Below are 26,730 nucleotides of genomic sequence, written 5' to 3'. Positions count from 1 at the left end.
GGTCACCTCGGCGCCGGTACCCTGCGTGAGCGCGCCCGGCGGATCACCGGCCGCCTGCCTCCGCGGGCCACCTGCACCGTGTCGCGCGCCCTCGCGGACGCCGGTCCGATCCGATCCACCCGGATCGCGGGTCCCCCGCTACGAGACCGGGCGCCACGGCGACCACCGTCACTTCGTGTGCCGCGCCTGTGGTGCCGTCCGCGACGCGCGAGGAAAAGCCCGTGCGTTGCCGTCCGGCCGTGCGGAAAACCGCACGAGCGGCTGATCCCCGGACACGAGTACCTGCGCTGTCACGGATCGATGCCCGCATCGTCCCGATAAGATCCGTTTTATGATCGGCTCAGGAAGGTTCCGGCGCCGCCATCGTCCGAACGGTGGCCGGCGGGAAGCCGTGCTGCTGTCACCGGTGGTCGTCACCGTCCTCATCACCGGCCTGGCGTTCTCCACTCCGAGGGAGATCGCCTTCAGCCGCCTGCTGCCCGCGGCACCCGCCCTCGCCGCCGCGCTGTGGCCTGTGCTCCCGACGGTCCTGCTGGGGACGTTCTGCCTGCTGATCATGATCGGCCTCAGCTTCGTCCACTCCGATCTGGGGACGCCGTACACGGCCGCCGCGATCATCGCCGTCACCTTGACGGCCGCATACGCGAGCCATCTGCGACTCCAGCGGGAGGAGACGCTTTTCCAGGTCCGGCTCGTCGCCGACGCGGCTCAGAAGGTGCTGCTGCGGCCGCTGCCGCACCGGGTCCAGGACGTCGAGATCGAGTCGCTGTATCTGGCGGCCCAGGAGCAGGCCCGGATCGGAGGCGACTTCTACGAGGCCGCCGACACGCCGTACGGGGTCCGGCTGCTCATCGGCGACGTGCGGGGCAAGGGCCTGTCGGCGGTGGGGGTCGCCTCCGCGGTGATCAACTGCTTCCGGGAGAACGCGTACGACCAGCCCGACCTCAGGGCCCTCGTCCGTCGGCTCCAGACCACCATGTCCCGCTACAGCGCCGCGGTCCCCGCCGATGATCAGACGGAGCACTTCGCCACCGTCCTGATCGCCGAGATCCCGCACGGCGGCGAGCACGTCAGAATCCTCAACTGCGGGCATCCGCCCCCGGTGTTCGTGCGCGGCGGGGAGATCCACGTTCTCGAGCCCACCCTCACCTCGACCCCCCTCAATCTCTCGGCGCTCCTGGGAGACCACTACCACGTGGACACCGTCGCCTTCGCCCCGGGCGACCAACTGCTGCTCTACACCGACGGCGTGACGGAGACCCGCGACCGGGCCGGCGAGTTCTTCCCGCTGACGGACTGGGCGGGGCGGCACAACCAGGCGCCGCCCCGCGAGCTGCTGGACCGGCTGCACGCGGACCTGCTCCACTACGCGGGCGGAAGGCTCGAGGACGACATCGCGGCCCTCGCCGTGCGCCGGCGAGCGGAAGCCTGACCAGGGACCAGGGCTGCCGCGGCGACACATCCGCGTCGCGAAGACCCCTCGAGGCTCGAGACGGGGATGAACGCACCGCCCGCGTCCTCCGCGGAGTCCGGCTGAACGCGGCTTGCCGCAGCGGAGAATGACACGACCGTGACCGGCGTATCACCGCCGACCATGCAGCACCTCGTCGAACACCCTGAAGGCTGCGGGGTTTTCGCCGTGGTGCTCGACCGGCGAGTCGCATGGAAGGATGTCGCCCGTGACCGGAATGTCTTCCTCGCCTGTCGCCGAGGACGCGCCTCGAAACCACGACCTGGGTCCGCGTGTCGCCGCCGTGCTCGTGTTCGGGTCCTCGGCCGCGGTCCTGGTGGTCGAGATCGTCGCCCTGCGGCTGCTGGCTCCCTACCTCGGCCTCACCCTCGAGACCAGCACCATGGTGATCGGCATCGCCCTCACGGCGATCGCTCTGGGCTCGTGGCTGGGTGGGCGCATGGCCGATCAGGTCGATCCGCGTCGGCTCCTCGGCCCTTCGCTGGGAGTGTCGGGAGCGGTCGTGGCGCTCACCCCTGCCGTGCTGCGCAGCGCGGCGGAGTGGGCTCCCGCGGTGCTGTTGTTGATCGCGTCGCTGACCATCCTCGTGCCGGGCGCCCTGCTGTCCGCGGTGACGCCCATGGTGACCAAGCTGCGCCTCACCAGCCTTGCCGAAACCGGAACGGTCGTCGGCCGGCTGTCCGGCGTCGGGACCGTCGGTGCCATCTTCGGTACCGTCCTGACCGGTTTCGTCCTCGTGTCGAGGCTGCCGGTCAGCGACATCCTGATCGGCCTGGGAACACTGCTGGTGGTCGGCTCGGCGCTGGTCGGATGGCGGATGCGCAGGTGGAGCGGCACCCCTGCCCTGACGCTGGCGGTCGTCGCCGGCGGCCTCGCCACCATGGTCGCGCCGGGCGGCTGCGACGCCGAAACCAGGTACCACTGTGCACGGGTCGTCGCCGACCCCGACCGGGACGGCGGCCGCACACTCGTCCTGGACGGCGTGCGGCATTCCTACGTCGACATCGACGACCCGACGTTCCTGAAGTTCGCGTACGTGCGTGCCATCGCGTCGGTGGTCGACGCCGCCTTTCCCGAAGGCGAGCCGCTCGCTGCCCACCACCTGGGCGGCGGCGGGCTCACCTTGCCCCGTTACCTCGCGGCCACGCGTCCCGGAACGCGCAGCCTCGTGTCAGAGATCGACAGCGGGGTCGTGCGCATCGACCGCGACCAGCTCGGTCCGAGGCCGGAGCACGGTATCGACGTACGCGCTGAGGACGGCCGCCTGGCCCTGCGGCGACTCGGCACCGGCAGCCGCGACCTCGTCGTCGGCGACGCCTTCGGCGGCGTCAGCGTCCCGTGGCACCTCACCACGGTGGAAGCGATGACCGATGTGCGGAGAGTGCTCGAGGAGGACGGCCTGTACGTCGCCAACCTCATCGATCACGGTGATCTGGCCTTCGCACGTGCCGAAGCGGCCACGCTGAACGAGACGTTCGGGCACGTCGCCCTTCTCGGCGAACCCGGTGACATCGGCCTCGACCCGACCGCCACCCCCGAGGGGGGCAATCTGGTGATGGTCGCCTCCGACCGGACAGTCGACCTGCGCGCGATGCAGGAAGCACTGGACGCCCGGGGGACCGGCTGGAAAATCGCCACCGGCGACGACCTCACGTCCTGGATCGGCAACGCCCCCCTGCTCACCGACGACTACGCGCCCGTCGACCAGCTCCTCCAGCCCTACGGCCGGAGCGGCCGGTGACACTAGGGATCTGAGGTGGCGACCCCCACCTCCACGGGGTTCGGGCGCGCGAGGACCGTCTCCCGTCAAGGTGCGGATTTTTATCGGGAGATGAGCACCAGGGACCTCTGTTATGGTGCGCCGATGTCATCGATCAAGCAGTTCCAAGTCACCTTCGACTGCGCAGAGCCTGAGCGCGTCGCTCGTTTTTGGTGTGAGGTTCTGGGGTATGTCGTACCTCCGCCGCCGGAGGGGTTTGCCACGTGGGACGATTTCCATCGCTCGCGGCCGGCTGAGGATCGAGGCTCATGGTTCGCGTGCAGTGATCCCTCAGGTGTGGGACCGCGACTGTTCTTTCAGCGCGTTCCCGAAGGCAAGGTCGTCAAGAACCGGGTGCACCTCGACGTGCGGGCCGGCACCGGGCTCGTGGGCGAAGAGCGCCTCGCCACACTCGAGGCCGAATGCGCACGACTGGTCGCGCTCGGCGCGGTACACGTGCGAACGCTGTACGCCGATGACGAAAACGAGTCCTGCATCGTGATGCAGGACATCGAGGGCAACGAGTTCTGCCTCGACTGAGCATCCTTAAGCGCCGGGCATGCCCTGCCGGTCTCCTTGCGCGCCGGGGACGGCCGGGATGCCGAGCAGGGCCAGGAAGGCGGTGGCGGCGGGTGTGCGGCTGATCCGGCTCCAGATGACGTACTCGACGCGGTCCGGTGCGTCGGCGACCTCGATGGTGGTCACGCCGGTGAGCCGGCGCACGTAGGCGGAAGGGAGCAGGGCGACGCCGAGGCCCTGGCCGACCAGCCGGGCGAGGAAATCGGCGTTGGTCACTTCGAAGGCGACGTCGCGGGTGAGACCGGCGGCCGAGAACACCTGGTCGGACTGGGCGCGTCCGGCGGTCTTGGCCGGCAGGTCCACGAAGACCTCGGAGGAGAGTCTGCGCAGGTCGACCGCCGACTCCTTGGCCAGCGGGTGGTTCGGCGCGACCACGGCGACGAGGCGGTCACGGGCGAGCTCGACCGCGTCGACACCCTGGGGCCGTGCCGTGGTCGGCAGGCCGAGGAAGGCCACCTCGATGGCTCCCTCCTCGACCTGCTCGACAAGTTCGTCACTCGCGCCGACGCTCAGGCTGACGCGCACGTCGGGGTACCGCCGGCGGAACTCGCGCAGGGCGCCCGGGATGTCGACCGCGGCGACGGTGGGGATCAGACCCACGGCGAGCCGTCCGCGTACCTCGCCGACCGCCGCGGCCACCTCGGCGGCCGCGCGCTCGGCGGCCTCCAGACACTGGCGTGCGGCGGGCAGGAACGCCGCACCCGCCGGTGTCAGTCGCACCCGTCGGCTGGTTCGGTGTCGCCCTGACCGGGGCCTCCCCGCTCCTGACGCTCGGCACGGGACGCAAAACCGCGGCCCCCGTCTCCCTCCCTGGATGACCAGCCCGCCTCCCGGGCTCAGGCGTCGCTCCGTGACGTCCGACGCGTGACGACCGGATGGACGTCCCCTGCTTCGGGGACCGTGGTGGCCGGCCCCGCCCACCACGGTCCCCGAACCCCGCCCGAGTGCGGGGAGTGAGAACGAAAGGCCCCGCCGACGGGATGTCACATTCGTCGTCATCTGGCTCCTCTCCTCTGACAAGACCAGCCTGGACGACGACACCGCGCGCATGCTCCATGCCCACCGACGGGTCGTCCGCAAGAGAGGGAAACACGTGAAAATCGTGATATTCGGGGCCAATGGGCCGACCGGGCGGCAGGTCACCGGGCAGGCGATCACCGAAGGCCACACGGTCACCGCCGTCACACGCCGCCCCGAGGGCTTCCCGCTGAGCCACCCGCGTCTGCGGGTGGTCGGTGCGGATGTGCTGGATCCCGGCGCCGTCGAACGCGCCGTGGCCGGGCAGGACGCGGTGATCTCGACGCTCGGGGTGCCGTACAGCCGAAACCCCGTCACGGTGTACTCCGAGGGCATCACTCACCTCACCCAGGCCATGACCGAACACGGCGTCCGACGCCTGGTCTGCGTGACCTCGACCGTGCTCTTCGGCGTGCCGGCACCCGGCGAGACCTTCTTCTTCCGGAAGGTGCTCGAACCCTTCATCGCGCGTACCGTCGGGCGCACGGTGTACGACGACATGCGCCGCATGGAGGAGATCGTGCGCGACAGCGACCGCGCGTGGACGGTCGTCCGCCCCGCCGGTCTCTTCGACACGGATGCCGTCAGCGACTACCGGGTCTCCACCTCGCGCCTGCCAGGACGGTTCACCTCGCGCGCGGACCTGGGAAACGCGCTGCTGCGCGAGGCGGCCGGCAACCGTCATGTGGGCGCCTTCGTCGACGTCCGCACCACGGAAGGTGTTCCGAGCATCCTCGACGTCATCCGGAAGGAGGCCTTCGGCGGCAGGAAATGAATGAGGGCCCGACCGCGCCGCTCAAGAAGGGTCACGCTCCTGCCCGCAGACCGTTTCACCCCGCTGGAGACGGAGAACCGGAAGGGCCCATGGGCATGACCTCGACGGCCATGGGGCGAAGGCGCGGCAGGCGATCCTTCCGGTCGGGAAGAGAGGGACCGCGGCAGCCTCCGCGGTCTCACCCGTCCGGGAAGCGGCCGGCTCGGGCGAGTACGACTCCGAAGAGCCGGCCGGTGACCCGTGTCACGCTCACCGGGTGGATGTCACACTCCGGTCGCCCCGTCCCTCTCACCAGTGAGTGCCGGACAGGAGGACGACCCATGGCAGACATATCCGACGACAGCCGGGCAACGGGTGGGGCGGGACCGGTGCGGGACGCGCCGCGCGGACCGGGCGGGGGAGAACGACAGGACGGCCCGGCGCACGACACGACGCGGCTCTTCGTCGATCACCGCGAACTCCTGTTCTCCGTCGTCTACAACATGCTCGGCAGCGTCGCCGACACCGAGGACGTGCTCCAGGAGACCTGGCTGTCCTGGTCCGGCAAGAACCGTCGGGCGCCGCTGGCGGAGATCGGCAACCCGCGCGCCTACCTCGTACGCATCGCCGTGAACCACGCACTCGCCCGGCGGACCGCCATCGCCTCCCGACGGGAGACGTACGTCGGTACCTGGCTGCCCGAACCCCTGGTCGCCGATGCCGCCACCGGCCTCGCCCCGGACACCGCCGACCACGCGGTACGTACGGACTCGGTCTCCCTGGCGATGCTGGTGGTCCTGGAGACCCTCACACCGCTGGAACGGGCGGTGTTCGTCCTCCACGAGGTGTTCGGCTATCCCCACACCGAGATCGCCGGCATGCTCGACCGCAGCCCTGCCTCCGTACGTCAGCTCGCCCACCGGGCCCGCGCCCACGTCCACGCCCGCCGCCCCCGCTACCGCGCCCACCCCCGCGTCCGGCGGGAGGCGACCGAGCGGTTCGTCACAGCCGCCCTCGGCGGCGACATCCACGCGCTCATGGAGATCCTCGCCCCGGACGTGACGGTCTGGATCGACGGCGGAGGCGTACGGCAGGCGGCCGGGCTGCGTCCGGTCCACGGCCGGGAGAAGGCCGCCCGCATGCTGGCCGGCTACGCCACCCGGCGCACCGAGAACCTGGACATCCGCTACCGTCGCGTCAACGGCGACGACGCGGCGGTACTGTTCACGGGTGACTCCCCGTACGCCGTGATGGTCATGGACCTCACCCCGGACGGCGACCAGGTCTCCGGCGTCTACGTTGTCACCAACCCCGCCAAGCTCACCCACGTGCGACCGGACGACGAGCGGAACCCGCCGGGCCGGGACACGACCCCGGGCCGCCCCGAGAACCGCCGACCGCCCGCCCCCGGAAAACACGCATGACCACGGCCGGGCACCCGAACGCGCGCAAGACGGGGCCACACCCGGCCGGATGCGGGGAGCCGGTCGCGGACCGGCCCGACGGCCGACGGGGCCCCACCCCTCCAGAGGCATCCACGTCACACCGGATCCCTTCACCGAGAACCCCCGGGTGCTGTCCGGTCCGCTACGACCCGGCACGAGGAAGGCGAGCGCCCTTTCGCAGGTCCGGGCCACTGCCGACGCCGTGGGCGAGCCGGACCCCCTGACCGAGCCTCCGGCCTGACGAGCGCGGGGTCGCGTCCCCCGGCCGCGCTCCCGGTTCGACGCTCCTGCCGGTGGGGGCGGCGGAACCGCGGGCCCTCGTGGGTAGGCTGCGCCCGTGCGCACAGTCGAGCTTCTGTTGGACGAGGCGGCGGACCTCGCGGTCCGGGAGGCCTGGTGGCGGCTCGCGGACGCGGGACTGCCCAGTCAGGCGCGTCATCACTCACCGACCAACAGCCCGCACCTGACCCTGGCCGCTTGCCCGGAGCTGACCGCTCCGATCCGCTGGGAGCTTGCCGAGGTGGCCGCCGCCCTGCCGCTGCCGGTGCGGGTCACCGGCGTGGTCCGCTTCGAGCGGCCGACCTCGGTGCTGGCCTGGGCGCTGCATCTCGACCCCGCTCTGGCAGCCCTGCACGACCGGGTGTGGGACGCAGTGGTCTCGGACAGTCCGCCCGAGACCCTCAACCCTCTTCACGCCCCCGCGCGCTGGAGCCCGCACATCACCCTCGGTCGCTCCCGGCGGGCCGGCGCCTTCGCCGGCCCCCGGGTCTTCGAGCTGCTGCCGGCGCCGCCGTCGTCGGTCCGGCTCACCACCCTGCGCAGTTACGACACGGAAACGGGCACCCTGGAGGTGCTGGAGCCCCGCTCCTGACAGGACTTCGTCCGTGGGATGTCCGGTGATGTCGGTCCCCCCCCCAGCTGGTCCCGGACGTGACGGGTGAAGTCGCGTTCCGCCAGGTCGGCGGCCGACGGCGTGCACCCGGCGGGAGCCGCAGGTGCCGCGTGAGGCGGTGTCTGTGTGAAACGCCTCCCGCGGGAGCCGGCCGGGGACGCCGGCCCTGTGCAGTTCCCCGTATCCCTGACGGAGCGCTGCCCCCTGCCGGCGTTCCCGGCTGTCAGTCGAAGAGGTCCAGGAGGTCCGGCCAGGATCCTGCGTCGTCGGCGGAGCGGGACCGCATCGGGACCGGATTCGGGTAGGTCTCCGCCGCGGCTCTCGCGCGGACGATGTCGGGCCCGCCGCACGCCGCGACCGCGAAGGCGCCGAAAACCTCGGCGAACGCGGCCGGGTCGCGGAACTCCACGCCGAACGCCCGGCCGTCCCGCAGCGGCACCCACACCACCCGGTCGAACCGTGGCCATTCCGGCACCGGCTGGTCGTCCGCGGTCGACCGCCCCTCCAGCCACAGCCGCGCCACGTGCAGCAGGTTCACCTCCTCCATCGGCAACCGCTTGCGCCGCACCCGCAGTTCACGCGTCGTCAGCTCGACGCGCTGGTTCTTCTTCGGGTACCAGACGACACCGATCCCGAACGGCACCCACAGCAGGATCCCGATCATCGGCCAGACCAGAGCGTCGCCCCAAGACCGGAGCAGCCCGCCGTCCAGCAGGTACAGGACCCCGAAGACCAGAACCCACTTCGCCGTCATCCGCCAGAATCCGCTGCCCTGCCGGTACAGGACCCGTCGCTTCCCCGTCATCGCCATGCCCGTACGCTATCCGCCGCTCCGCGGCTCACCGCGGGCGCCCTTCGCCACTCGTCGACAGACAACGCCCTGGTCCGCGGGCGTGCCGACGTCACCTGCCGCGGCGGGCCGTTGTCCGACGAGCTCGTGCGTCCCCTCGTACCGGTCCGGGGCGTTCTTCCTGAACGTGCGGTGCGGAGGCGTCACCACCCGTACCCATGACGTCGTCTCATGCGGAGCACTACGAGTGGTGGGAGCTGTTCCGGCGGGTGGTCCCGCCTGCTTCGTCACGGCCGCAGGGCGGCGGTCGGCGCCGGTCGCACGGCCGCACATCGCGAACACGGCCCGCGCACCGAGGCGCCAGGCGTGCGCGGGCCGTTCAGGAGCCGGAGGCGCGGTGGCGTCCGGAGTCGCCCCGCGCCGGTGTCTGCGTCCGGGCCTCGGGGGAGCGGACGTCGGCCAGGGTGGTGGCCAGGGCCTGCCAGATGTGGGCCGCCAGGTCGAGGTTCCCGGACTCCGTCGCCTGCCGCCCGAGCCGTTGCAGGGCGGCGACGCCCTCGTCGGCGCGGCCCGCCAGGATCATCAGCCGGCCGTCGAGGACCGACAGCCGTACCCGGTCACGGTAGGAGAGGCGCAGGTCCTCCTCGGCGAGCAGGGCCCGACTGAGGGCCCGGGCGTCGTCCAGCCGACCCTGATGAAAGGCGAGATGGGCCTGGAGCGCCCGCAACTCCTGGAGCTGCAGAGGGGTGCCGATCAGGTGGAGGACGGAGGCGGCCTCGTCCAGCCAGCGCTCGGCGGCGGCCACGCCGGGCGGTGACATCTGCAGCGCGGCGGCGGTGGCGGCGGCCCGTAGCCGGGTCCACAGGGTCAGGTCGTCCTTGCCCTTCAGCAGGCCCAGGGCGGTGTCCAGCCTGGCCCGGGCGGTCGCGTCGTCCCCCTGGCGGTTGCTGACCACGGCGGCCGTCCACAACGCTTCGGCCGCCTGGGCGGACGTGGCCACGGGCAGCAGATCCCGCTCCAATTCGGCGACGTGCCGGCCGGCCGTCTCCAGCCTGCCGAGTTCCGTCTCGATGCTGATCAGCACCATCAGGGCGGCCAGGGTGTCGGACACGCCCAGTTCCGCGGCGCGGGCGACGGACAGCGCCTCCACGGCCGCCGGTTCGGCCGTGCGCATGTCGCCCAGGGCGCGTGTGCAGCGGGCGTACCGGACGCGCGACCGGGCCCGGAGTTCCGGTGCCTCCAACAGATCGCTCAGCTCGATGAGTTCCAGCAGCCGCGTGCGCTCCAGCTCGTAGTCGCCGTCGTGGCCGGCAGCGCGGCTCAGCAGCCACAGGGCCTGCCAGCGGGCGGCGGGATCCTCGCCCGCGTCCTCCTCGACCGCGCGGCTGAGAGCCGCCGTGTCGTCCGTTCCGGGCGGCGCCGAGGTCACGGCGGCCAGGACCCCCGTCAAGGACCTCTCGTCCGACGGGCCGGTCAGGGCGGACGTGTCGACGCCGAGCCGGTGGGCGAGGTAGGACACGGCGCGCTCGGTGGGACGCCGGTCGCCGGACTCCAGACGTGACAGATACCCCGTCGACATGCCTTCGCCGACGAGGCCGGCCTGGCTCAGGCCCCGTGCCAGCCGAAGCCTCTTCAACCGACGGCCGAAATACGGCTGTTCGAGCATCTCCCCCCTCTTGTTCCGTGACGCGACCAACAGGTGTCGTGGTCCCCGCCTGCCCGGTCGGGCGCGTGGGTTGTCAACACTCTATGAAGCTCGGCAAGGGGCTACAAGCCGTTAACCGCAGGTCAACTGGGCAGTGCAGAGGCGGCGTCCGACGCTGCGGGGCGTGTTTGGATCGGGCTTCACGCTGCCCGAAAGAGGCCCGATCGCAAGGGGGTTGCCAGGTTGCCGAGGCCATCTGGCAAACCCTTGCCACATGGGTTGCCGACCCTTAACCTCGAGAGCGCCCCCTTGATGCGATCCCATCTTCGTCATGTGGAGGTTTTCGTGCTGTGCAGCTCCCGACCGGGCCCCTCGCGAAGGCCGGACGTACGGCCCGCCGGTCCGCCCGGTGGCCTTCCGTCAGGATCGGACACCGAGATCGAGTGGCCATGACAACGTTATCCACGGCAGTCGGGCGCCGGCCGCCCCGGCGCCGCCTCCTCTGCTCACCCTGACCGACCCGGGAGCCCGGCGTCCCGCCGCCGGCCGGCCCGGGGCGACGCGGACACCGGCACCGGCCACCGACGAGGTGGCACGCGCCGTCACCGGACGCTCGTCGACACCCAGGCACGACGCACCGGTCCGCTCCGCGTCCTCTCACCCTTCCCAGCCCCCCACGCGCAGGAAGAAGGACGGTACGTCCGTGGCGACCACGAGTTTCCCCGACGCCTCGCCCCGCAAGAACAAGAAAGCCGCCGCTGCGGCCGCCCCCGCTCGCCGCGCCCCGACCGGAAACGGCGCGCCGGGAGACGCCGCCCCGGCGGACGCCTGCAGAGCCCACGTGTCCCCCGGGGACCTGGTCGTCACGGCCGCGGATCCCGGATTCGCCCGCCAATTCGGACTGAGCGCCGACGAGATATGCGGGTACGGCCTGCTCGACCTTCTCCGCTCACCCGTTCCCGCACGGCTGCGGGAACAGTTCACCGCGCTTTCCTCGGGAAGCAGCCGGCGATTCCAGGAAAAGGTGACGGGCCGGGACGGCACCGGCCGGAATTTCCCGGCGGAAGTCACCGCGGTCGCCGTCAGGAAACCTTCCGGGGACATGGTCGGCGTCGTCGTCTTTCTGCGCCGGTCCGAAGGCGCGGTTTCCTGCGGGCCCGTGCTCAGCGCCCTCGACGCGCAGGTCCTGGAAGGTGTGGCGAGTGGCGAGTCCACGGTGCAGTTGGCCTCCCGTCTCTATCTGAGCCGTCAGGGGATCGAGTACCGCGTCGGGCAGATGCTGCGGCGCTTCGACGTGTCCAACCGTCCCGCCCTGGTGGCGCGGGCGCACGCGCTGGGGATGTTCGCCGCAGGCCAGTGGCCCCCGCGCGTCCTCCCGGAACGCGTGCGGTAGTGCGGGAGGGGGCTCGTCGAGCCCCACACGGCGGCTGTGGCGGTGACGCACCGCCACAGCCGCCTTCGTACGGGTCCGGCCCCGAGGTGCCGGTGGCGGCGTCACGCCGCCGAGGGCTGCCACGCCTCCTGGAACCGGCGGCGGGCCCGGAAGAGACGGGAGCGGACGGTGCCCACGGGCAGGGCGAGCACCTCGGCCATCTCCTCCTCGCTGAGCCCGTAGGCACGCAGGGTGAGGACCTGCCGGTGCGCCTGGGACAGACGCTCCAGCACGTCGCTGATGTGCACCGCGTCCAGAGGGTTCGCCTCCTGCCGCGACTCCACCTCGGAACAGCAGCGTTCCTCGCCGTAGCGCTTGGCGGTGCGGACGGCCTCGCGGACCGTCACCGAGCGCACCCAGCCGTAGAACGCCGCCGGTTCGCGCAGGGAACCCAGGCCGCGGTAGACGGCGAGCAGCGCCTCCTGCGTGGCGTCGGCACCGTCGTCATGGGTGATGGACCTGCAGATACGCGCGACGTAGGGCGTGATGCCGGTCAGCAGGTGGTTCATCGCGTGCTCGTCGCCCGCCTGGGCTCGGGGGAGCAGCGTCAGGGGGGAGGGGGGTTCGCTGACGGTGGTCATGTCGGGCAGCGCTTCCTTACGGCAGCCGGATGGGCGGGGACGGGAGTGGTGGAAGGGCCGTGGTCAGCCGGTGGCGGCGCGGGCGCCCCCGGGCTCCGCCGCGGTCGCGAAGCCGAGGAGCCCGGCGCGCACGTCGTCGCGGAACGCCCGCATGAAGGACGGGCTGTAACAGGCCGTGGAGTGCGGGAACTCGATGGAGAGCCGGCCTTCGAAGGAGACGACGCACGCCATGACGGGACTGCGTCCCGCCTGCGGGAAGTAGTGCTCGCGGGCCGGCACCAGACGCACGTCGGCCGCCCGCAGCCCACTCGGCAGCCGCGGGCCGGGGACGACGCCCATGTTGGTGGCGATCACCGTGGCCAGCTGCAGAGCGGGGTTGCGGGGGATCTCCGGCGTGATGCGCATCTCGTGGAAGTGGTCGCCGCGGGAGAGGAAGTCGCCTAGGCGGGCGTGCACGGCACGCGCCAGCTCCAGCGGCTCGGAGGCCTCGGACACCTCCAGGGTCTGCAGATGGGTGGTGACCGCGGGGACCGGGGCGGAGGCGGGCACGGGCGGGGACAGCCGGGAGCGCAGGTCGACGGGGGACAGGCAGCCGAGCGTGCGGGATCCGTCGCCGTCCAGGCGCCGCCGGGCCGTGGCCAGCAGCGTCGCGGCGACCAGGGCGTGCACGGAGACGCCCGAGCCGCGCGCCGTCCGGCGCAGCCGCGAGGTGAGGTCCGCGTCCAGGGTCAGCCTGCGGACCTCGATGTGCCCGCCCCCGTCGGCCCCTTCACCGGTGACGGCGTCGTACGGCACCAGCTCGACCGGGTGCCGCCGTGTCTGCTCGATCCGGTCGTCGAGGTACTTCGCCGTGTCGGCGGCGTCGGCCGGAGGCAGCAGCCGGCTGACGGGCTCGGGCCAGCGCGACAGGCCCGGATCAGCGGCCTCCGCGGAGGGCTCGCCGCCCTCGACCAGCGCCCGGTAGCGGTCCCACAGCGCGTTGTGCAGCGCGATGCTGCTGTGGCCGTCGATGACGGTGTGGTCCACCACCAGCAGGAACAGGTGGCTCTCGCCGTCCGGCGCGCTGACCAGGACGGCACGGCTGAGCGGGCCACCGACCGGGAGGGGCCTGTTCAGCTCCGCCGCGTAGGCCTCCTCCTCGTCGCCGGTCCGGGCGACCAGCCGCGGCCGCTCGGCCTCACCGAGGAGGCGCAGCACGTGACCCGCGCCGTCCTGTTCGATGCGGGACCGCAGCGGCGGGTTCACCTCCGTCATGGCGTCGAACGCGGCCGACAGCGCCGCGACGTCCACGGCTCCGCGCAAGGAGCACGACAGGAAGGCCCTGCTCCTCTGGCCCACGTAGAGCGTCTCGACCGGACACAGCGCACGGTGCATGCCGTCAGCCTTCTTTCCGTCGTTCATTTCGGGGGTCCTCGGCCCGGAATCGGTTCGCCGCCGCGGCTGTCCGCGGGGATGTCGAGGGCCTTTCGAGAGTGCACGGCGGAACGCGGCCGAATCCAGCGCAGAGCCCTCAGCGAAGCGAAGTCGCGTGTTTTCCCTAAAAGTTGAACCGGGGCCCGCACTCCCCGGCTCCGCATTCTTCAGGGAAACCCCTGAATCGGCGTCCCGGGAGCCCTGATCCCTTGACCCGGCCGGTTCCGGTGCACCACCGTGCTGTGCCGTGAAACCGGGGCGGGTGACGTGATCCCCTGCCTCGGTGTGCGGCCTCCTTTCCGCCCTGTGGGCCGGCCCGGCGCGTACACACACGCGAGGGCGGCGCAAAGCGGTGGCCGCACCCGTCCGATCCGGCCGGGCCTTCGCCGTCCGGGACATTACGGCTTGCCACGTGAGGGTTGTGCTATGTCACTCCAGGAGGACGAACGTCGACCGCTGTCCGGAGCCCAGGAGGGCCTCTGGTACGCCGGGCGGCTCGCACCGGACAGCGCCGCGTACAACACGGCGGAGGCGGTGGAGATCCACGGCCCTCTCGACACCGCCCTGTTCGAGACCGCGCTGCGGCGCACCGTCGGTGAGGCCGACACCTTCGCCCTGCGTTTCGTCGACACCGGCGACGGCCCACGCTGCCACCTCGCTCCGGACGCGGACGACTGGCCCTTGCATCGGGTCGACGTCAGCGGCGCCGAGGATCCCGAAGCCGCCGCGTGGGCCCATGTCCGCGCCGATCTCGCGGCCCCCGTGGACCTGGACAAGGGCCCGCTGTTCGCCCACACCCTGCTGACCCTGGCCCCCGACCGGTTCCTCTGGCTGCTGAGGGCCCATCACCTCCTGCTCGACGGTTACGGCTACAAGCTCCTCGGGCGGCGCCTGGCCGAGACGTACAACGCCCTGGCCGAGGGGCGCGAGCCGGACGCCTGCGGCTTCGCGCCGGTGAGCCGGCTCCATGCGGAGGAGGAGGCCTACCGCGCCTCCGAGCGGTACACCCGCGACCGCGACCACTGGGCGCGGCGCCTGGCCGGCCTGCCGGAGCCCGCCCGGCTCACTTCCCGTACGGCCGCCCCCACCGCGCCCTTCCTGCGCCGCACCGCCGAACTGACGCCCGCCGAGACCGACGCCCTCGACGCCGCCGCGGCCCGCCTCGGAGTCCGGCGCACCGACCTGCTGGCCGCCGCCACCGCCGCCTACCTGCACCGCATGACCGGCGCCGGGGACCTGGTGCTGGGCCTGGCCACGATGAGCCGGCTCGGCAGCGCCGCCCTGCGCACCCCCGGCACCGCCTCCGACGTCCTCCCGCTGCGCGTGGCCGCCACCCCCGACACGCCCGTCGCCGAGCTGGCGCGGGCCGTCGCCGACGAACTGGAGGCGCTGCGCCGCCACCAGCGCTACCGGGGCGAGTTCCTCCGCCGCGACCTGGGCCTGCTGGGCACCGGACGCCGGCTGTACGGGCCGGTCCTCAACATCGTCCCGTTCGACGAGTCCCCGGTCTTCGGCGGACACCCCACCACCTGGCACCACCTGTCCGGCGGAGCCGTCGACGACCTCCAGATCTCGGTGCGCCCCGGCGCCCTCCCCGGCGGACTGTGGCTGGCCCTCGACGCCAACCCCGCCCTGTACGAGGAGGACGAACTCGCCCTGCACCGCGACCGGTTCCTCACACTGCTGCGCCGGCTGGCCGAGGCGGAGCCGACGACGCCGCTGGGCGACCTGGACATCCTGCTGCCGGGCGAACACCCCCGCGACACGCCCGTACACACGTATCCGGTCGAGCGGACCCTCACGGAGCTGTTCGAGCAGCGGGCGGCTGCCGGGCCCGAGCGGACCGCCGTCACCTGCGGGGGCGAACGGCTCACGTACGCCGCACTCAACGCCGAGGCCAACCGCCTGGCCCGGCTGCTGACCGAACACGGCGCCGCCCCGGGCCGGGTGGTGGCGCTGGCCCTGGAGCGCGGCGTGCGGCTGCTGCCCGCCCTGCTGGCCGTCCTCAAGACCGGCGCCGCCTACCTGCCCCTGGACCCCGGCCACCCGGCCGAGCGGCTGCGGCTGGTCGTCGAGGACACGGACCCCGTCGTCCTCGTCACCGAACACGCCCACGCCCACCTCGCCCAGGACACCCTCCCCGCCGTCCTGCTGGACGACCCGGAGGTCGCGGCGGACCTCGCCCGCCGCTCCTGCGCCGACCTGAGCGACGCCGACCGGAACGGGCCGGTGAGCCCGTCCGACATCGCGTACATCATCCACACCTCCGGCTCCACCGGCCGCCCCAAGGGCGTGCCCGTCCCGCACGCGAACGTCGTACGGCTCTTCGCCGCCGCGGCCGAGCACGTCGACTTCCGCGCCGACGACGTGTGGACGCTGTTCCACTCCTACGCCTTCGACTTCTCCGTCTGGGAGATCTGGGGCGCCCTGCTGCACGGCGGCCGGATCGTCGTCGTGCCGTACGCCGTCAGCCGCTCGCCGAGGGAGTTCCTGGAGCTGCTGCACCGCGAGGGCGTGACGGTCCTCAACCAGACGCCGTCCGCGTTCGAGCAGCTGATCGACGCCGACCTGGAACGGGCCGGGGACACCGGGGCGTTGCGCTACGTCGTCCTCGGCGGCGAGGCCCTGCGCCCCGCGCGGCTGCGCCCCTGGGCCGACCGGCACGGCCTGGACCGCCCGGCGCTGGTGAACATGTACGGCATCACCGAGACCACCGTGCACGTCACCCACCACCGCCTCACCCGCGCCGACCTGGACGACCCGCGCCGCGGCAGCGTCATCGGCACCCCGCTCGCCGACCTCCGCGTCCACCTGCTGGACACCGCGGGGCGCCCGGTGCCGCCCGGCGCGACCGGCGAGATGTACGTCTCCGGCGCCGGCGTCGCCGCCGGATACCTGAACCGGCCCGAACTGACCGCCGAGCGCTTCCTCGACGACCCCTACGGCCCGCCCGGCACCCGCATGTACCGTTCGGGCGACCTGGCCCGGCGCCGCCCCGACGGCACGCTCGACTACGTCGGCCGCGCCGACGCCCAGGTGCAGCTGCGCGGCTTCCGCGTCGAACCCGGCGAGATCGAGGCCGTCCTCGCCGCCCATCCGGGCGTGGCCCGCGCCGCCGTCGTGCCCCGCCGCGCCGGCAGCGGTGCCCTGCACCTCGTCGCCTACACCGTCCCCGCGGGCGACGGGCCCGTGAGTCCCGCCGGACTGCGTGCCCACGCGGCCGCGCACCTGCCCGAGCACATGGTGCCGGCCGTCTGCGTCCCGGTGGACACGCTGCCGCTGACCGCGAACGGCAAGCTCGACGTCCAGGCCCTGCCCGAGCCCGACTTCACCGCCGTCGCGTCCGGCACCCGCCCCGCGACACCGCAACAGTCCCTGGTGTGCGCCCTGTTCGAGGACGTGCTGAAACTGCCGCGGGACACGGTGGGCACCGACGTGAACTTCTTCGACCTCGGCGGCGACTCCCTGCTCGCCACCCGCCTGCTGGCCCGCCTGCGGCACGAGACCGGCGCCGAGATTCCCCTCACCGCCCTGTTCGAGACGCCGACCCCGGCCGCCCTCGCCGAGCGGCTCGCCGTCCGCCCGGACGGCGCCCCGCCCCGGCCGGCTCTCGGCGACGCCGTACGCCCGCAGCGGGTGCCGCTGTCCTTCGCCCAGGAACGCATGTGGTTCCTGAACCGGCTCGACGGGGGAGCGGCCACCTACAACATCCCGCTCCTCGTCCCGGTCGGCGCCGGCCTCGACACCGAGGCGCTCCGGTCGGCCCTCGGCGACCTGGCCGACCGCCACGAGATCCTGCGGACCGTGATCGCCGAGCACGACGGCGTCCCCCACCAGCGCATCCTGCCGCCGGGGGAGCTGCGCCCGGTCCTGCGGCGCGTCGACTGCCCCGCCGCGGAGACCGCCGCCCACGTCACCGCCGCGCTGCGGCACCGCTTCGACCTCACCGCCGAAAGCCCCCTCGCCGCCTGGCTGCTGGGCACCGGCAGCGAGCGGGCGCTGCTGTTCGTCCTGCACCACAGCGCGGCCGACGGCTGGTCGCTCGGCCCCTTCGCCGCCGACCTGAGCACCGCCTACGCGGCCCGCCGGGCCGGCCGGGCGCCCACGTGGACCCCCCTGCCGGTGCAGTACGCCGACTACGCGCTGTGGCAGCGCGCCCTGCTGGCCCCCGGACCGGACGGCCCGGGCCGGCTGGAGCGGCTCACCGCCCACTGGCGCACCGCGCTGGACGGCCTGCCCGAGGAGTGCACCCTGCCCGGCGACCGGCCGCGTCCCACCGCACCGCGCGGCGGCGGCGCGCACGTCGAGGCCACCGTCGACGCCACCCTGCACCGCGACCTGCTGCGCCTCGCCGACCATGAGGGCACCAGCCTGTTCATGGTGCTGCACGCCGCCGTCAGCGCCCTGCTCACCCGCTGCGGTGCCGGCGAGGACATCGTCCTCGGCACTCCCGTCGCGGGCCGCACCGAACCCGCGCTGGATCCCCTGATCGGCCTGATCACCAACACCCTGGTGCTGCGCGCCGACACCTCCGGCGACCCCGCCTTCCGGGACCTCCTCGCCCGGCTGCGCACCGCCGACCTGGCCGCCCTGGACCACCAGGACCTGCCCCTCGACCGACTGGTGGACGACCTCAACCCGCCCCGCACACCCGGCCGGCACCCCCTGTTCCAGGTGATGCTGGCCCTGCAGAACAACGCACCAGCCGTCCTCGAACTGGACTCCACACGAGCCGAGTTGCGGCCCACCGCCACCGGCACCGCCAAGTTCGACCTCTTCGTGGACGTCCTGGAACGCCATACCCCCGAAGGCGCCCCCGACGGCCTGACACTGCACGTCGAGTACGCCACCGACCTGTACGACGCCGGCACCGCCGAGGCGTTCACCCACGCCCTGCACGAGACCCTGCGCACGGTGGGCGCCGACCCCGGGACCCGCCTCGCGGAACTGCCCGCCCTCCCCGGGCGCACCCCCGCCCCGGCCGCCACCGACCCCGCGGAACTGGAGGACGCGGCCCTCGCCGTGCCCGGTATCCGCGACGCCCGTGCCCTGCCCGGCGCCGACGGCACCCCACCGCGCCTGTACGTGGTGCCGGGGCGGGCGGACGCCGTCGAACGCGTCGAGGACGCCCTGGACCGCGCCGGCCACGGCACCGTCCGCGTCACGGCGGTCAACGCGCTGCCCCGCACGGAGGACGGCACCGTCGACACCGCGGCGCTGCGCGCCCTGCCCGCCGTCGACCGCACCGCGGCCGGGACCTGGCGGGAGCGCCTGACCGCCCTCCCCGGCGTCACCGCCGCCGAGGTGACGGTGGAGAACACCCCCGAGGAACTGGACCGCCGCCACACCGGCCGGCCCGACCGCACCACGGAACCCACCCCCACCCCCGCCCGCACCGACCGCGCGTCCGCCGTCCCGGCGCTCAGCGAGGGCCCCGACCTGACCGAGCCGTCCGTGCCGAGCTGGGCCGAGGCGCTGCGCCGCGCCGCCGAACGGGGCCGGGGCGACATCGTCCACGTCCACGCCGACGGCAGCGAACACCGGCGCACCTACGCCTCCCTGATCCCCGAGGCCTCCCGCGTCCTCGCCGGTCTGCGCCGGGCCGGCCTGCGCCCGGGCGACCGGGTCATCCTCCAGTGCGACGCCACCGAGGACTTCCTCGCCGTGCTGTGGGGCTGCGTCCTCGGCGGCTTCGTCGCCGTCCCGCTGACCGTCCCCGCCTCCTACGACACCCCCTCGGCGGCGCTGACCAAGCTGGAGGGCATCTGGCGGATGCTGGGCCGGCCCCGGATCGTGTGCTCCGCCGGCCGCGAGGCCGGGCTGCGCGCCCTCGCCGCCCGGCAAAACTGGCTCGGGCTGCGGCTCACGACGGCCGACGCGCTGCGCGAGGCGCCCGAGGACCACGACTGGCACCCCGCCGGGCCGGACGACCTCCTGCTGTTGCTCATGACGTCCGGCAGCACCGGCCTGCCCAAGGCGGTGCGGCTCACCCACCGCAACGTACTGACCCGCTCCGCCGCCACCGAGCAGCTGAACGGGCTCGGCGCGGACGACGTCTCCCTGAACTGGATCCCGCTCGACCACGTCACCGGCGTGGTGATGTTCCACCTGCGGGACGTGTACCTGGGCTGCCGCCAGATCCACGCCCCCACCCCCTGGGTGCTTGAGGACCCGCTGCGCTGGATGGACCTCGCCGACCGGCACCGGGTCACCGTCACCTGGGCGCCCAACTTCGCCTTCGGGCTCCTCGCCGAGCAGTCCCACCGCTTCACCGACCGCACCTGGGACCTGTCACCGATGCGGCTGGTGATGAACGCCGGCGAGGTCGTCGTCGCCCCGGCCGCCCGCCGCTTCCTGCACGCGCTGAAGCCGTTCGGCCTGCCGCAGCACGTGATGCACCCCGGCTGGGGCATGTCCGAGACCTGCTCCGTGGTCACCGACGCCGTCCTGCCCGGCGAACCCGACCCCACCGAGGGCACGTTCGTCAGCTGCGGCCGGCCCTACCCCGGCTTCGCCATGCGGATCGTCGACGAGCAGGACACGGTCCTCCCCGAAGGGGACGCCGGCCGGCTCCAGGTCCGCGGCACCTCCGTGACCGGCGGCTACCACGACAACCCGGCGGCCGACGCGGAGGCGTTCACCGAGGACGGCTGGTTCGACACCGGCGACCTGGCGTTCCTGCGGGACGGCGAGCTGTACATCACCGGCCGCGCCAAGGACGTCATCATCGTCAACGGCGTCAACCACTACAGCCACGAGATCGAGGCCTGTGTCGAGGAACTGCCGTACGTGGAGCGGAGTTTCACCGCCGCGGTCGCGGTGCGCACCGACCCGTCGTCACCCACCGACGAACTGGCCCTGTTCTTCCACCTCACCCCCGAAGCCGCCGCCGAACCGGCCGGCGCCCTCCGCGAGATCGCCGGCAAGGTCACCCGGGAGACCGGCGTCAGCCCTGCCTTCCTGATCCCGGTCGCGCGCGACGCCGTTCCCAAGACCGAGATCGGCAAGATCCAGCGCACCAGGCTGCGCAAGGGCTTCGAGGCGGGCGACTTCGACGACGAGGTCCGCAGGACCCAGGTGTTGCTGGGCACCGCCACGACCGTCCCCGACTGGTTCCTGCGACCGGTGTGGCAGCGGACGGAACACCCCGGTGCCCGTACGACGACGTCCGGCCGGCACACCCTCGTCCTGGCGGGCGGCGACCCCCGGGTCGGGAAGCTCGCGGAACGGCTCGCCGACGCGCTGCGGTCCGCCGGCGGCCTGTGCACGGTGGTCGGTGAGGGAACGTCGTACGCCCGGCTCGACGCCGCGCACTACAGAGTGCGGCCCGCCGAGCGATCCGACTACGCCACGCTGCTGGGGCGGTTGGAGCACGACCAGCGACCGGTCGACGCCGTCCTCCACATCGAAGGGCTGCGCGGCACGGGAGATCCGGAGACGGCGCCGGACGACACGACCGGTGCGGAGCGATTGCTCGCGTTCGCCCGCGCCCTCACCACCCGGCCCGGACGGCAGCGCCCCGTCGACCTCGTCCACGTGACGGCAGGTGCCCAGGCCGTGTGCCCCGGCGACCGCCCCTCCCCGGCCCACGCCATGGCGGGCGCGCTCCTCAAGTCACTGGCCGAGGAATCAGGCTGGCTGCGCACCGCGCACCTCGACCTCGCACCGGACGGGGGTGAGGACCCGCTGCCCGTCCTGCTGGCCGAGGCGACGGTCACCACGGACGGCGCGGAGGTGGCGTACCGCGACGGGCACCGGCACGTACGCCGGCTCGCCCCCCTGCCCGACACCCCGTCCCGCGCGGAGCCGTCCGCGCACGACGGCTTCACCCTGCTCACCGGAGGACTGGGCGGTGTCGGCGCCGAGATCGCGGCGCATCTGCTCCGCACTCCCGGCACCCGGCTGCTGATCGTGGGCCGCACACCGGCGTCCGAGGCCGCCGTTCCGGCGCGGCTGAGGGAGCTGGGCGAGGTCCGCTACGCCTGTGCCGACGTCACCGACGAACGCCAGGTACGGGCCGCGGTGGAGGCCGCCGCCGAGGCGTGGGGCGTGCCCCTGGGGTCGGTGCTGCACCTGGCCGGCACGTTCGTGGAACGGCCCGTGGGGGAGCTGGACACCGCCACCTGGCGCCGGGCGCTGGAGGCGAAGGCGCGCGGCGCGTGGACGCTGCACCGGCTCACCGCCGACCACCCGGTCGGTTCCTTCGTCACCTTCTCCTCGGTGAACGGCTTCTTCGGCGGCGCCATGAACGCCGCCTACGCCGCCGCCAACGCCTACCTGGACGCCCTCGCCCGCTACCGCCGCCGCCTCGGCCTGCCCGCGCAGTCCCTGGCCTGGAGCATGTGGCGCGAGCGCGGCATGAGCCGCGGCTACGGGCTCACCGCGCTCACCGAGGCCCGCGGCTACCGGCTGCTCGACGCCCCCGCCGCGCTGCGCTCGTTCGACCTGGCCCGCTCCCTGGACGAGCCGCACCTGCTGATCGGCGCCGACCGCACCGCCCCCTGGGTCCGCGGCCACGTCGTGGCCCCCGTGCGGCAGGTGCGGCGCCTGGCCGCGCGCGTCGGCCTGGAGGACGGCACCGACCTGGGCGCCCTGTGCCGCGCGGCGGCCGACGGCGCCCGTGCGGCCGGCCTGTCCGACGCGTGGACGCTGCGCTCGGCGGGCACTACGGCACGCCCGGACGAGGCGGAGGCGGAAGAGGACCCGCGGCGGCTGGAGAGCCGGCTCGCCGAGGTGTGGTGCGGCGTCCTGGGGCGCGACCGGGTGGGCCGGGAGGAGAACTTCTTCGACCTGGGCGGCAACTCCCTGCTCCTGGTCACCGCCCGGACCGCCGTCAACCGGGCCTTCGGCACCGACGTGTCGGTGGTCGACCTGTTCGCGCACCCCACCGTCCGGGACCTGGCCCGCCACCTGTCGGAGCGGGGCGCCGCCCTCGAGGCCGCCGCCGAACCGCCGCGCAGCGGCCCGGACCGCGCCAAGGAACAAGCACAGCGCCAACGCGCGGCCCGCGCCCGCCGTTCCGCACGGCACGGCAAGGACCGGGGCCGTGCGTGACACCACCGGACAGGGAGAGGACGAGGCGAAGCCCATGCACGACACCACCGAGCCGGGAGAGGACGAGGCACAGGCCGTGCACGACACCACCGCACCCCACGACGAGGACCTCCCCGCCGTCGCCGTCATCGGCATGGCGGGCCGCTTCCCCGACGCCGGCGACCTCGACGCCTTCTGGGAGAACCTCGCGGCCGGCCGGGAGGCGATCCGGCCCGTCGCCGACGAGGAGTTCCTCGCCGCGGGCGGTGACCCGCGCGACCTGGACGACCCGACGCTGGTCCGGATGGCGTCGGTCGTCGAGGGCATCGACCGCTTCGACTCCGGCTTCTTCGGCTACAGCCCCGCCGAGGCCGCCGTCGTCGACCCGCAGCAGCGGTTGCTGCTGGAGACGGCCTACCACGCCCTGGAGGACGCCGGCTGCCTCGGCACGGACCGTGCGGGCGAGGCGTTCGGCGTGTACGCGGGCGCCGGCGACAGCCGCTACTACCCGGCCCACGTGTACCCGCGCTTCGCCGGGCAGCCCGGCTCGGTGGCGCTCGTCCACGCGGCCACCGCCAACTCCCTCGGCACCCTCGCCACCCGAGTCTCCTACGAACTCGGCCTCACCGGACCCGCCGTGTCCCTGCAGACGGCCTGCTCCACCGCGCTGGTCGCCGTGCACACCGCCTGCCAGGACCTGCTGGACCACCGCTGCGACACCGCGCTCGCCGCCGCCGTCTCCCTCAACCCCTCCGCCGTACTGGGCTACCGCCACGTGCCCGACGGGCCGTTCTCGCCCGACGGCCACTGCCGCGCCTTCGCCGCGGACGCCGCCGGCACCTCCTCCGGCGACGGCGTGGGAGCCGTCGTGCTCAAACGGCTGGAGGACGCCCTCGCCGACGGCGACCGCGTCCGCGCCGTCATCCGCGGCAGCGCCGTCAACAACGACGGCCGCCGCAAGGTCGGCTTCAGCGCGCCCAGCGCCGCCGGACAGACCGAGGTCGTCCTCGCCGCGCAGGCCCAGGCGGAGGTCGACGCCGACACGATCGGCCTGGTGGAGGCGCACGGCACCGCCACCAGGCTCGGCGACCCGATCGAGGTCTCCGCCCTGACGGAGGCGTTCCGGCACAGCACGCGGCGGACCGGGTTCTGCGCGCTCGGCTCGGTCAAGACCAACATCGGCCACCTCGGAGCCGCCGCCGGCATCGCCGGACTCATCAAGGCGGTCCTGGCCCTGGAACACCGGCAGATCCCGCCGAGCCTGCACTTCGACCGCCCCAACCCGCTCATCGACTTCGACACGAGCCCCTTCCGCGTGCCCACCGCTCTGGAGGACTGGCCCGCGGGCGACCACCCCCGCCGCGCCGCCGTGAGCGCCTTCGGCATCGGCGGCACCAACGCCCACGTCATCCTGGAGGAGGCCCCGCCCGCCGCTCCCGCCGCGCCGCGCCCGCCCGAGGACGACCGCCGCCTGGTGCTGCCGCTGTCGGCCCGTACCGCCGGCGCCCTGCGCGGCCAAGCCGAGGTACTCGCCCGGCACCTCGAGCGCCGGCCCGAGCTGCGCCTGGACGATGTCGCGCACTCCCTGCGCACCGACCGGCCCGCGCTGCGCCACCGGCTCACCGTCACGGCGGCCTCCCGCGAGGAGGCCCTCGACGCGCTGCGCTCCGCCGCCCCCGCCACCCCGCCGCTCTCCGACGACCGGGCCCGCGTGGCGTTCCTGCTGCCCGGCGGCGGCACCCAGTACCCCGGCATGGGAGCGGAGCTGTACCGCGACCACTCCGTCTACCGCGACACCGTCGACGAGTGCGCCCGCATCCTGCGGCCCGTCCTCGGCGCCGACCTGCGCACCACCCTCTTCGAGGAGCGGCGGCCCGACGACACCTCCGCCTTCCTCGGGCTCGTGGTCACCGAATACGCCCTGGCCCGCACGCTCATGGAGTCGGGCGTGCGTCCCGACGCGCTGATCGGCCACTCGCTCGGCGAGTACACGGCAGCCTGCCTGGCCGGCGTCATCGACCTGGCGGACATGCTGCCCCTGGTCACCGAACGCATCCGGCTCATCGGCTCCGCCGGCGGCGCCACGGTCGGCGTCGCCGCCCCGGCGGAGGAGATCGGGCCGCTGCTCGACGACGACCTCTCCCTGGCCGCCGTCAACGGCCCCAGCGCCTGCACCGTCGCCGGACACCTCGACGCCGTCACCCGCTTCGAGGCCGAACTCACCCGCCGCGGAGTCCCGTTCCGCCGCCTGCGCATCCCCGTCGCGGCCCACTCCCACGTCCTGGACCCCGTCCTGCCGGCCTACGAGACCCACCTGCGCCAGGTCACCCTGCGCCCGCCGCGCATCCCGTACGTCACCAACGTCACCGGCACCTGGGTCACCGACGCCCAGGCCACCTCCGTACGGCACTGGATCGACCACACCCGCGACACCGTGCGGTTCGCCGACGGCATCACCGCCCTCTGGGACCGCACGCACCCCGTCCTCGTGGAGATCGGGCCGGGCGACACCCTGACCAAGCTGGCCACCGGCCGGCTCGCCGACGAGGCACCGGTGACCGTGACCACCATGCGGCACGCCAAGGCCGAGGCGTCCGACGGGTTCGTCCTCGCCGAGGCGCTGGGACGGCTGTGGAGCGCGGGCGTGGACAGCGCCCTGCCCCCGGTGCCGGGCGCGCCACGGCGGGCGCCGCTGCCCCCGTACGCCTTCGAACGCCGGCGCCACTGGATCGACGCCCCCGGCGCCCGAACCGACCCCGCCGCGTCCGACGACACCCCGGCCACGGTGGACACCGGTCCCGGGCTCGCCCCGCGGCCCCGGCTGACGACCGAGCACGTACCGCCGCGCACCGACCGCGAACGGGAGGTCACCCGGCTCTGGGAGGAGATCCTCGGCATCGGCGGCATCGGCCTGCACGACAACTTCTTCGACCTGGGCGGCGACTCGATGCGCGCCGTGCTGCTGGCGGGCCGGCTGCGCCGGGCCGGCGTCCTCGACGTCCCGGCGGCGGCCCTGCTGGCCGCGCCCACCGTGGCCGGGGTCCTCGCCACGGCCGGCGAGCCGGACGGGGAGACGCCGAAGACCGCCCCCACCGCGCTCGGCCCGCTGCTGCCGCTGCGCACCGAGGGCACCGCCACGCCCCTGTTCTGCGTCCACCCCGGCGCGGGTGTGTCCTGGCGCTACACGGGCCTGCTGCCGCACCTCGGCGGCGACCAGCCCGTCCACGGCATCCAGGCGGCCGGCCTCGACGGCACCACCCCGCCCGCGCCGGACGCCGCCGCCATGGTCGCCCACTACCTCGACCTGGTGCGCCGGGTGCAGCCGCACGGCCCGTACCGGCTGCTGGGCTGGTCCTACGGCGGATTCGTCGCGCACGCCATGGCCTGCGCCCTCCAGCGCGACGGCGAGCAGGTCGAACTCCTGGCCATGCTCGACGCACCCCAGCCGCACGGCACCGCCCACGACCCCGACGCGGCCGAACGCCAGGTGGCGGCCCTGCTGTCCCGGGTGGCCGGACTCCCCGCCGACCCCGCCGCGGCACCCCCGGACGTCGACACCGTCCTGGACCGGATCGGCGCCCGGGTCGCCGCCGACCCGTCGAGTTCCCCCGTCACCCGCGCCGAGGCCGCCGCCATCGCCGCCGTCATGCGCAACAACCTGCGCATCGCACCCCAGTTCACCCCCGGCGTCTTCCGAGGCGACGTGCTGTTCTTCAGCGCGGCCGAGGAGGCACCCACGGACTTCCCGGCCGACCTGGCGGTGCTGCCCGGCAAGGCCGACAGCTGGCGGCCCCACGTCGACGGCACCCTGCACGACCACCAGGTGCCCTGCGGGCACTACGAGATGACCGAACCCGAACCGATCGCCCGCATCGGCGAGGCGGTCGCCAAGGCCCTGCGCGGCCTCGCCGGCTGAACC

13 protein-coding genes and 1 pseudogene are annotated in these 26,730 nt (G+C 73.6%); 9 read left to right on the top strand and 5 right to left on the bottom strand.

All coding sequences use genetic code 11. The features are described from left to right. Positions 1-331: 331 nt before the first annotated feature. The 3 genes from KUM38_RS25290 to KUM38_RS25280 all read left to right on the top strand — a co-directional run bounded on the left by KUM38_RS25290 (position 332) and on the right by KUM38_RS25280 (position 3,770). A complete protein-coding gene (locus KUM38_RS25290) occupies positions 332-1,432 on the top strand; it encodes a PP2C family protein-serine/threonine phosphatase (RefSeq protein ID WP_217132014.1) in 1,101 nt (366 codons plus the stop codon). A 256-nt stretch (positions 1,433-1,688) separates the two neighbouring features. Continuing rightward, positions 1,689-3,212: a fused MFS/spermidine synthase gene (locus tag KUM38_RS25285; protein WP_254397754.1), complete on the top strand. Its 1,524-nt coding sequence runs from the start codon at positions 1,689-1,691 to the stop codon at positions 3,210-3,212. Between the two features lie 123 nt (positions 3,213-3,335). Beyond that, a complete protein-coding gene (locus KUM38_RS25280) occupies positions 3,336-3,770 on the top strand; it encodes a VOC family protein (RefSeq protein ID WP_217131996.1) in 435 nt (144 codons plus the stop codon). Positions 3,771-3,776: 6 nt separating this feature from the next. On the opposite strand, the pseudogene KUM38_RS25275 reads toward KUM38_RS25280, so the two are convergent. Further along, a pseudogene (locus KUM38_RS25275) lies at positions 3,777-4,544 on the bottom strand (LysR substrate-binding domain-containing protein); the annotation flags it as partial. A 358-nt stretch (positions 4,545-4,902) separates the two neighbouring features. Between KUM38_RS25275 and KUM38_RS25270 the strand changes: the two are divergent. From KUM38_RS25270 to KUM38_RS25260, 3 genes are all read left to right on the top strand, one after another. Next, positions 4,903-5,601, top strand: coding sequence for an NAD(P)-dependent oxidoreductase (locus tag KUM38_RS25270; RefSeq protein ID WP_217131994.1), 699 nt, complete (start codon positions 4,903-4,905; stop codon positions 5,599-5,601). Positions 5,602-5,921: 320 nt separating this feature from the next. Next, positions 5,922-7,004 carry an RNA polymerase sigma factor SigJ gene (gene sigJ / locus KUM38_RS25265; protein WP_217131992.1) on the top strand — a complete coding sequence of 361 codons (1,083 nt, stop codon included), beginning with the start codon at positions 5,922-5,924 and terminating at the stop codon, positions 7,002-7,004. A 358-nt stretch (positions 7,005-7,362) separates the two neighbouring features. Further along, positions 7,363-7,896 (top strand): 2'-5' RNA ligase family protein, encoded by a 534-nt coding sequence (locus KUM38_RS25260; RefSeq protein ID WP_217131990.1) that lies wholly within the window; start codon positions 7,363-7,365, stop codon positions 7,894-7,896. Between the two features lie 244 nt (positions 7,897-8,140). Here the strand turns inward: KUM38_RS25260 and KUM38_RS25255 are convergent, their stop codons facing one another. Next, positions 8,141-8,728, bottom strand: coding sequence for a hypothetical protein (locus tag KUM38_RS25255; protein ID WP_217131988.1), 588 nt, complete (start codon positions 8,726-8,728; stop codon positions 8,141-8,143). A gap of 358 nt (positions 8,729-9,086) precedes the next feature. Then, positions 9,087-10,373, bottom strand: a complete 1,287-nt coding sequence (locus KUM38_RS25250) for a helix-turn-helix domain-containing protein (protein WP_217131986.1) — start codon at positions 10,371-10,373, stop codon at positions 9,087-9,089. A gap of 682 nt (positions 10,374-11,055) precedes the next feature. Between KUM38_RS25250 and KUM38_RS25245 the strand changes: the two genes are divergently transcribed. Further along, positions 11,056-11,745 (top strand): PAS domain-containing protein, encoded by a 690-nt coding sequence (locus KUM38_RS25245; protein WP_217131984.1) that lies wholly within the window; start codon positions 11,056-11,058, stop codon positions 11,743-11,745. A 101-nt stretch (positions 11,746-11,846) separates the two neighbouring features. Here the strand turns inward: KUM38_RS25245 and KUM38_RS25240 are convergent, their stop codons facing one another. Both KUM38_RS25240 and KUM38_RS25235 read right to left on the bottom strand, forming a co-directional pair. Then, positions 11,847-12,365, bottom strand: coding sequence for an RNA polymerase sigma factor (locus tag KUM38_RS25240; protein WP_217131982.1), 519 nt, complete (start codon positions 12,363-12,365; stop codon positions 11,847-11,849). A 63-nt stretch (positions 12,366-12,428) separates the two neighbouring features. Continuing rightward, the gene (locus KUM38_RS25235) at positions 12,429-13,739 is read right to left on the bottom strand and encodes a condensation domain-containing protein (RefSeq protein WP_217132769.1); all 1,311 of its coding nucleotides are present in this window, start codon (positions 13,737-13,739) and stop codon (positions 12,429-12,431) included. A gap of 465 nt (positions 13,740-14,204) precedes the next feature. On the opposite strand from KUM38_RS25235, the gene KUM38_RS25230 reads away from it, so the two are divergent. Both KUM38_RS25230 and KUM38_RS25225 read left to right on the top strand, forming a co-directional pair. Then, entirely contained in the window at positions 14,205-22,832 is an 8,628-nt protein-coding gene (locus KUM38_RS25230) for a non-ribosomal peptide synthetase (RefSeq protein WP_217131980.1), read from the top strand. Then, entirely contained in the window at positions 22,825-26,727 is a 3,903-nt protein-coding gene (locus KUM38_RS25225) for an alpha/beta fold hydrolase (protein ID WP_308409042.1), read from the top strand. The genes KUM38_RS25230 and KUM38_RS25225 overlap by 8 nt, the downstream gene beginning before the upstream one ends. The last annotated feature ends 3 nt before the right edge of the window (positions 26,728-26,730 follow it).

Source organism: Streptomyces sp. AC558_RSS880, from assembly GCF_019049255.1.
Lineage (GTDB): Bacteria > Actinomycetota > Actinomycetes > Streptomycetales > Streptomycetaceae > Streptomyces.
Note: the sequence above shows the minus strand (reverse complement) of the source record. Positions and strands in the feature narration are given on the sequence as shown.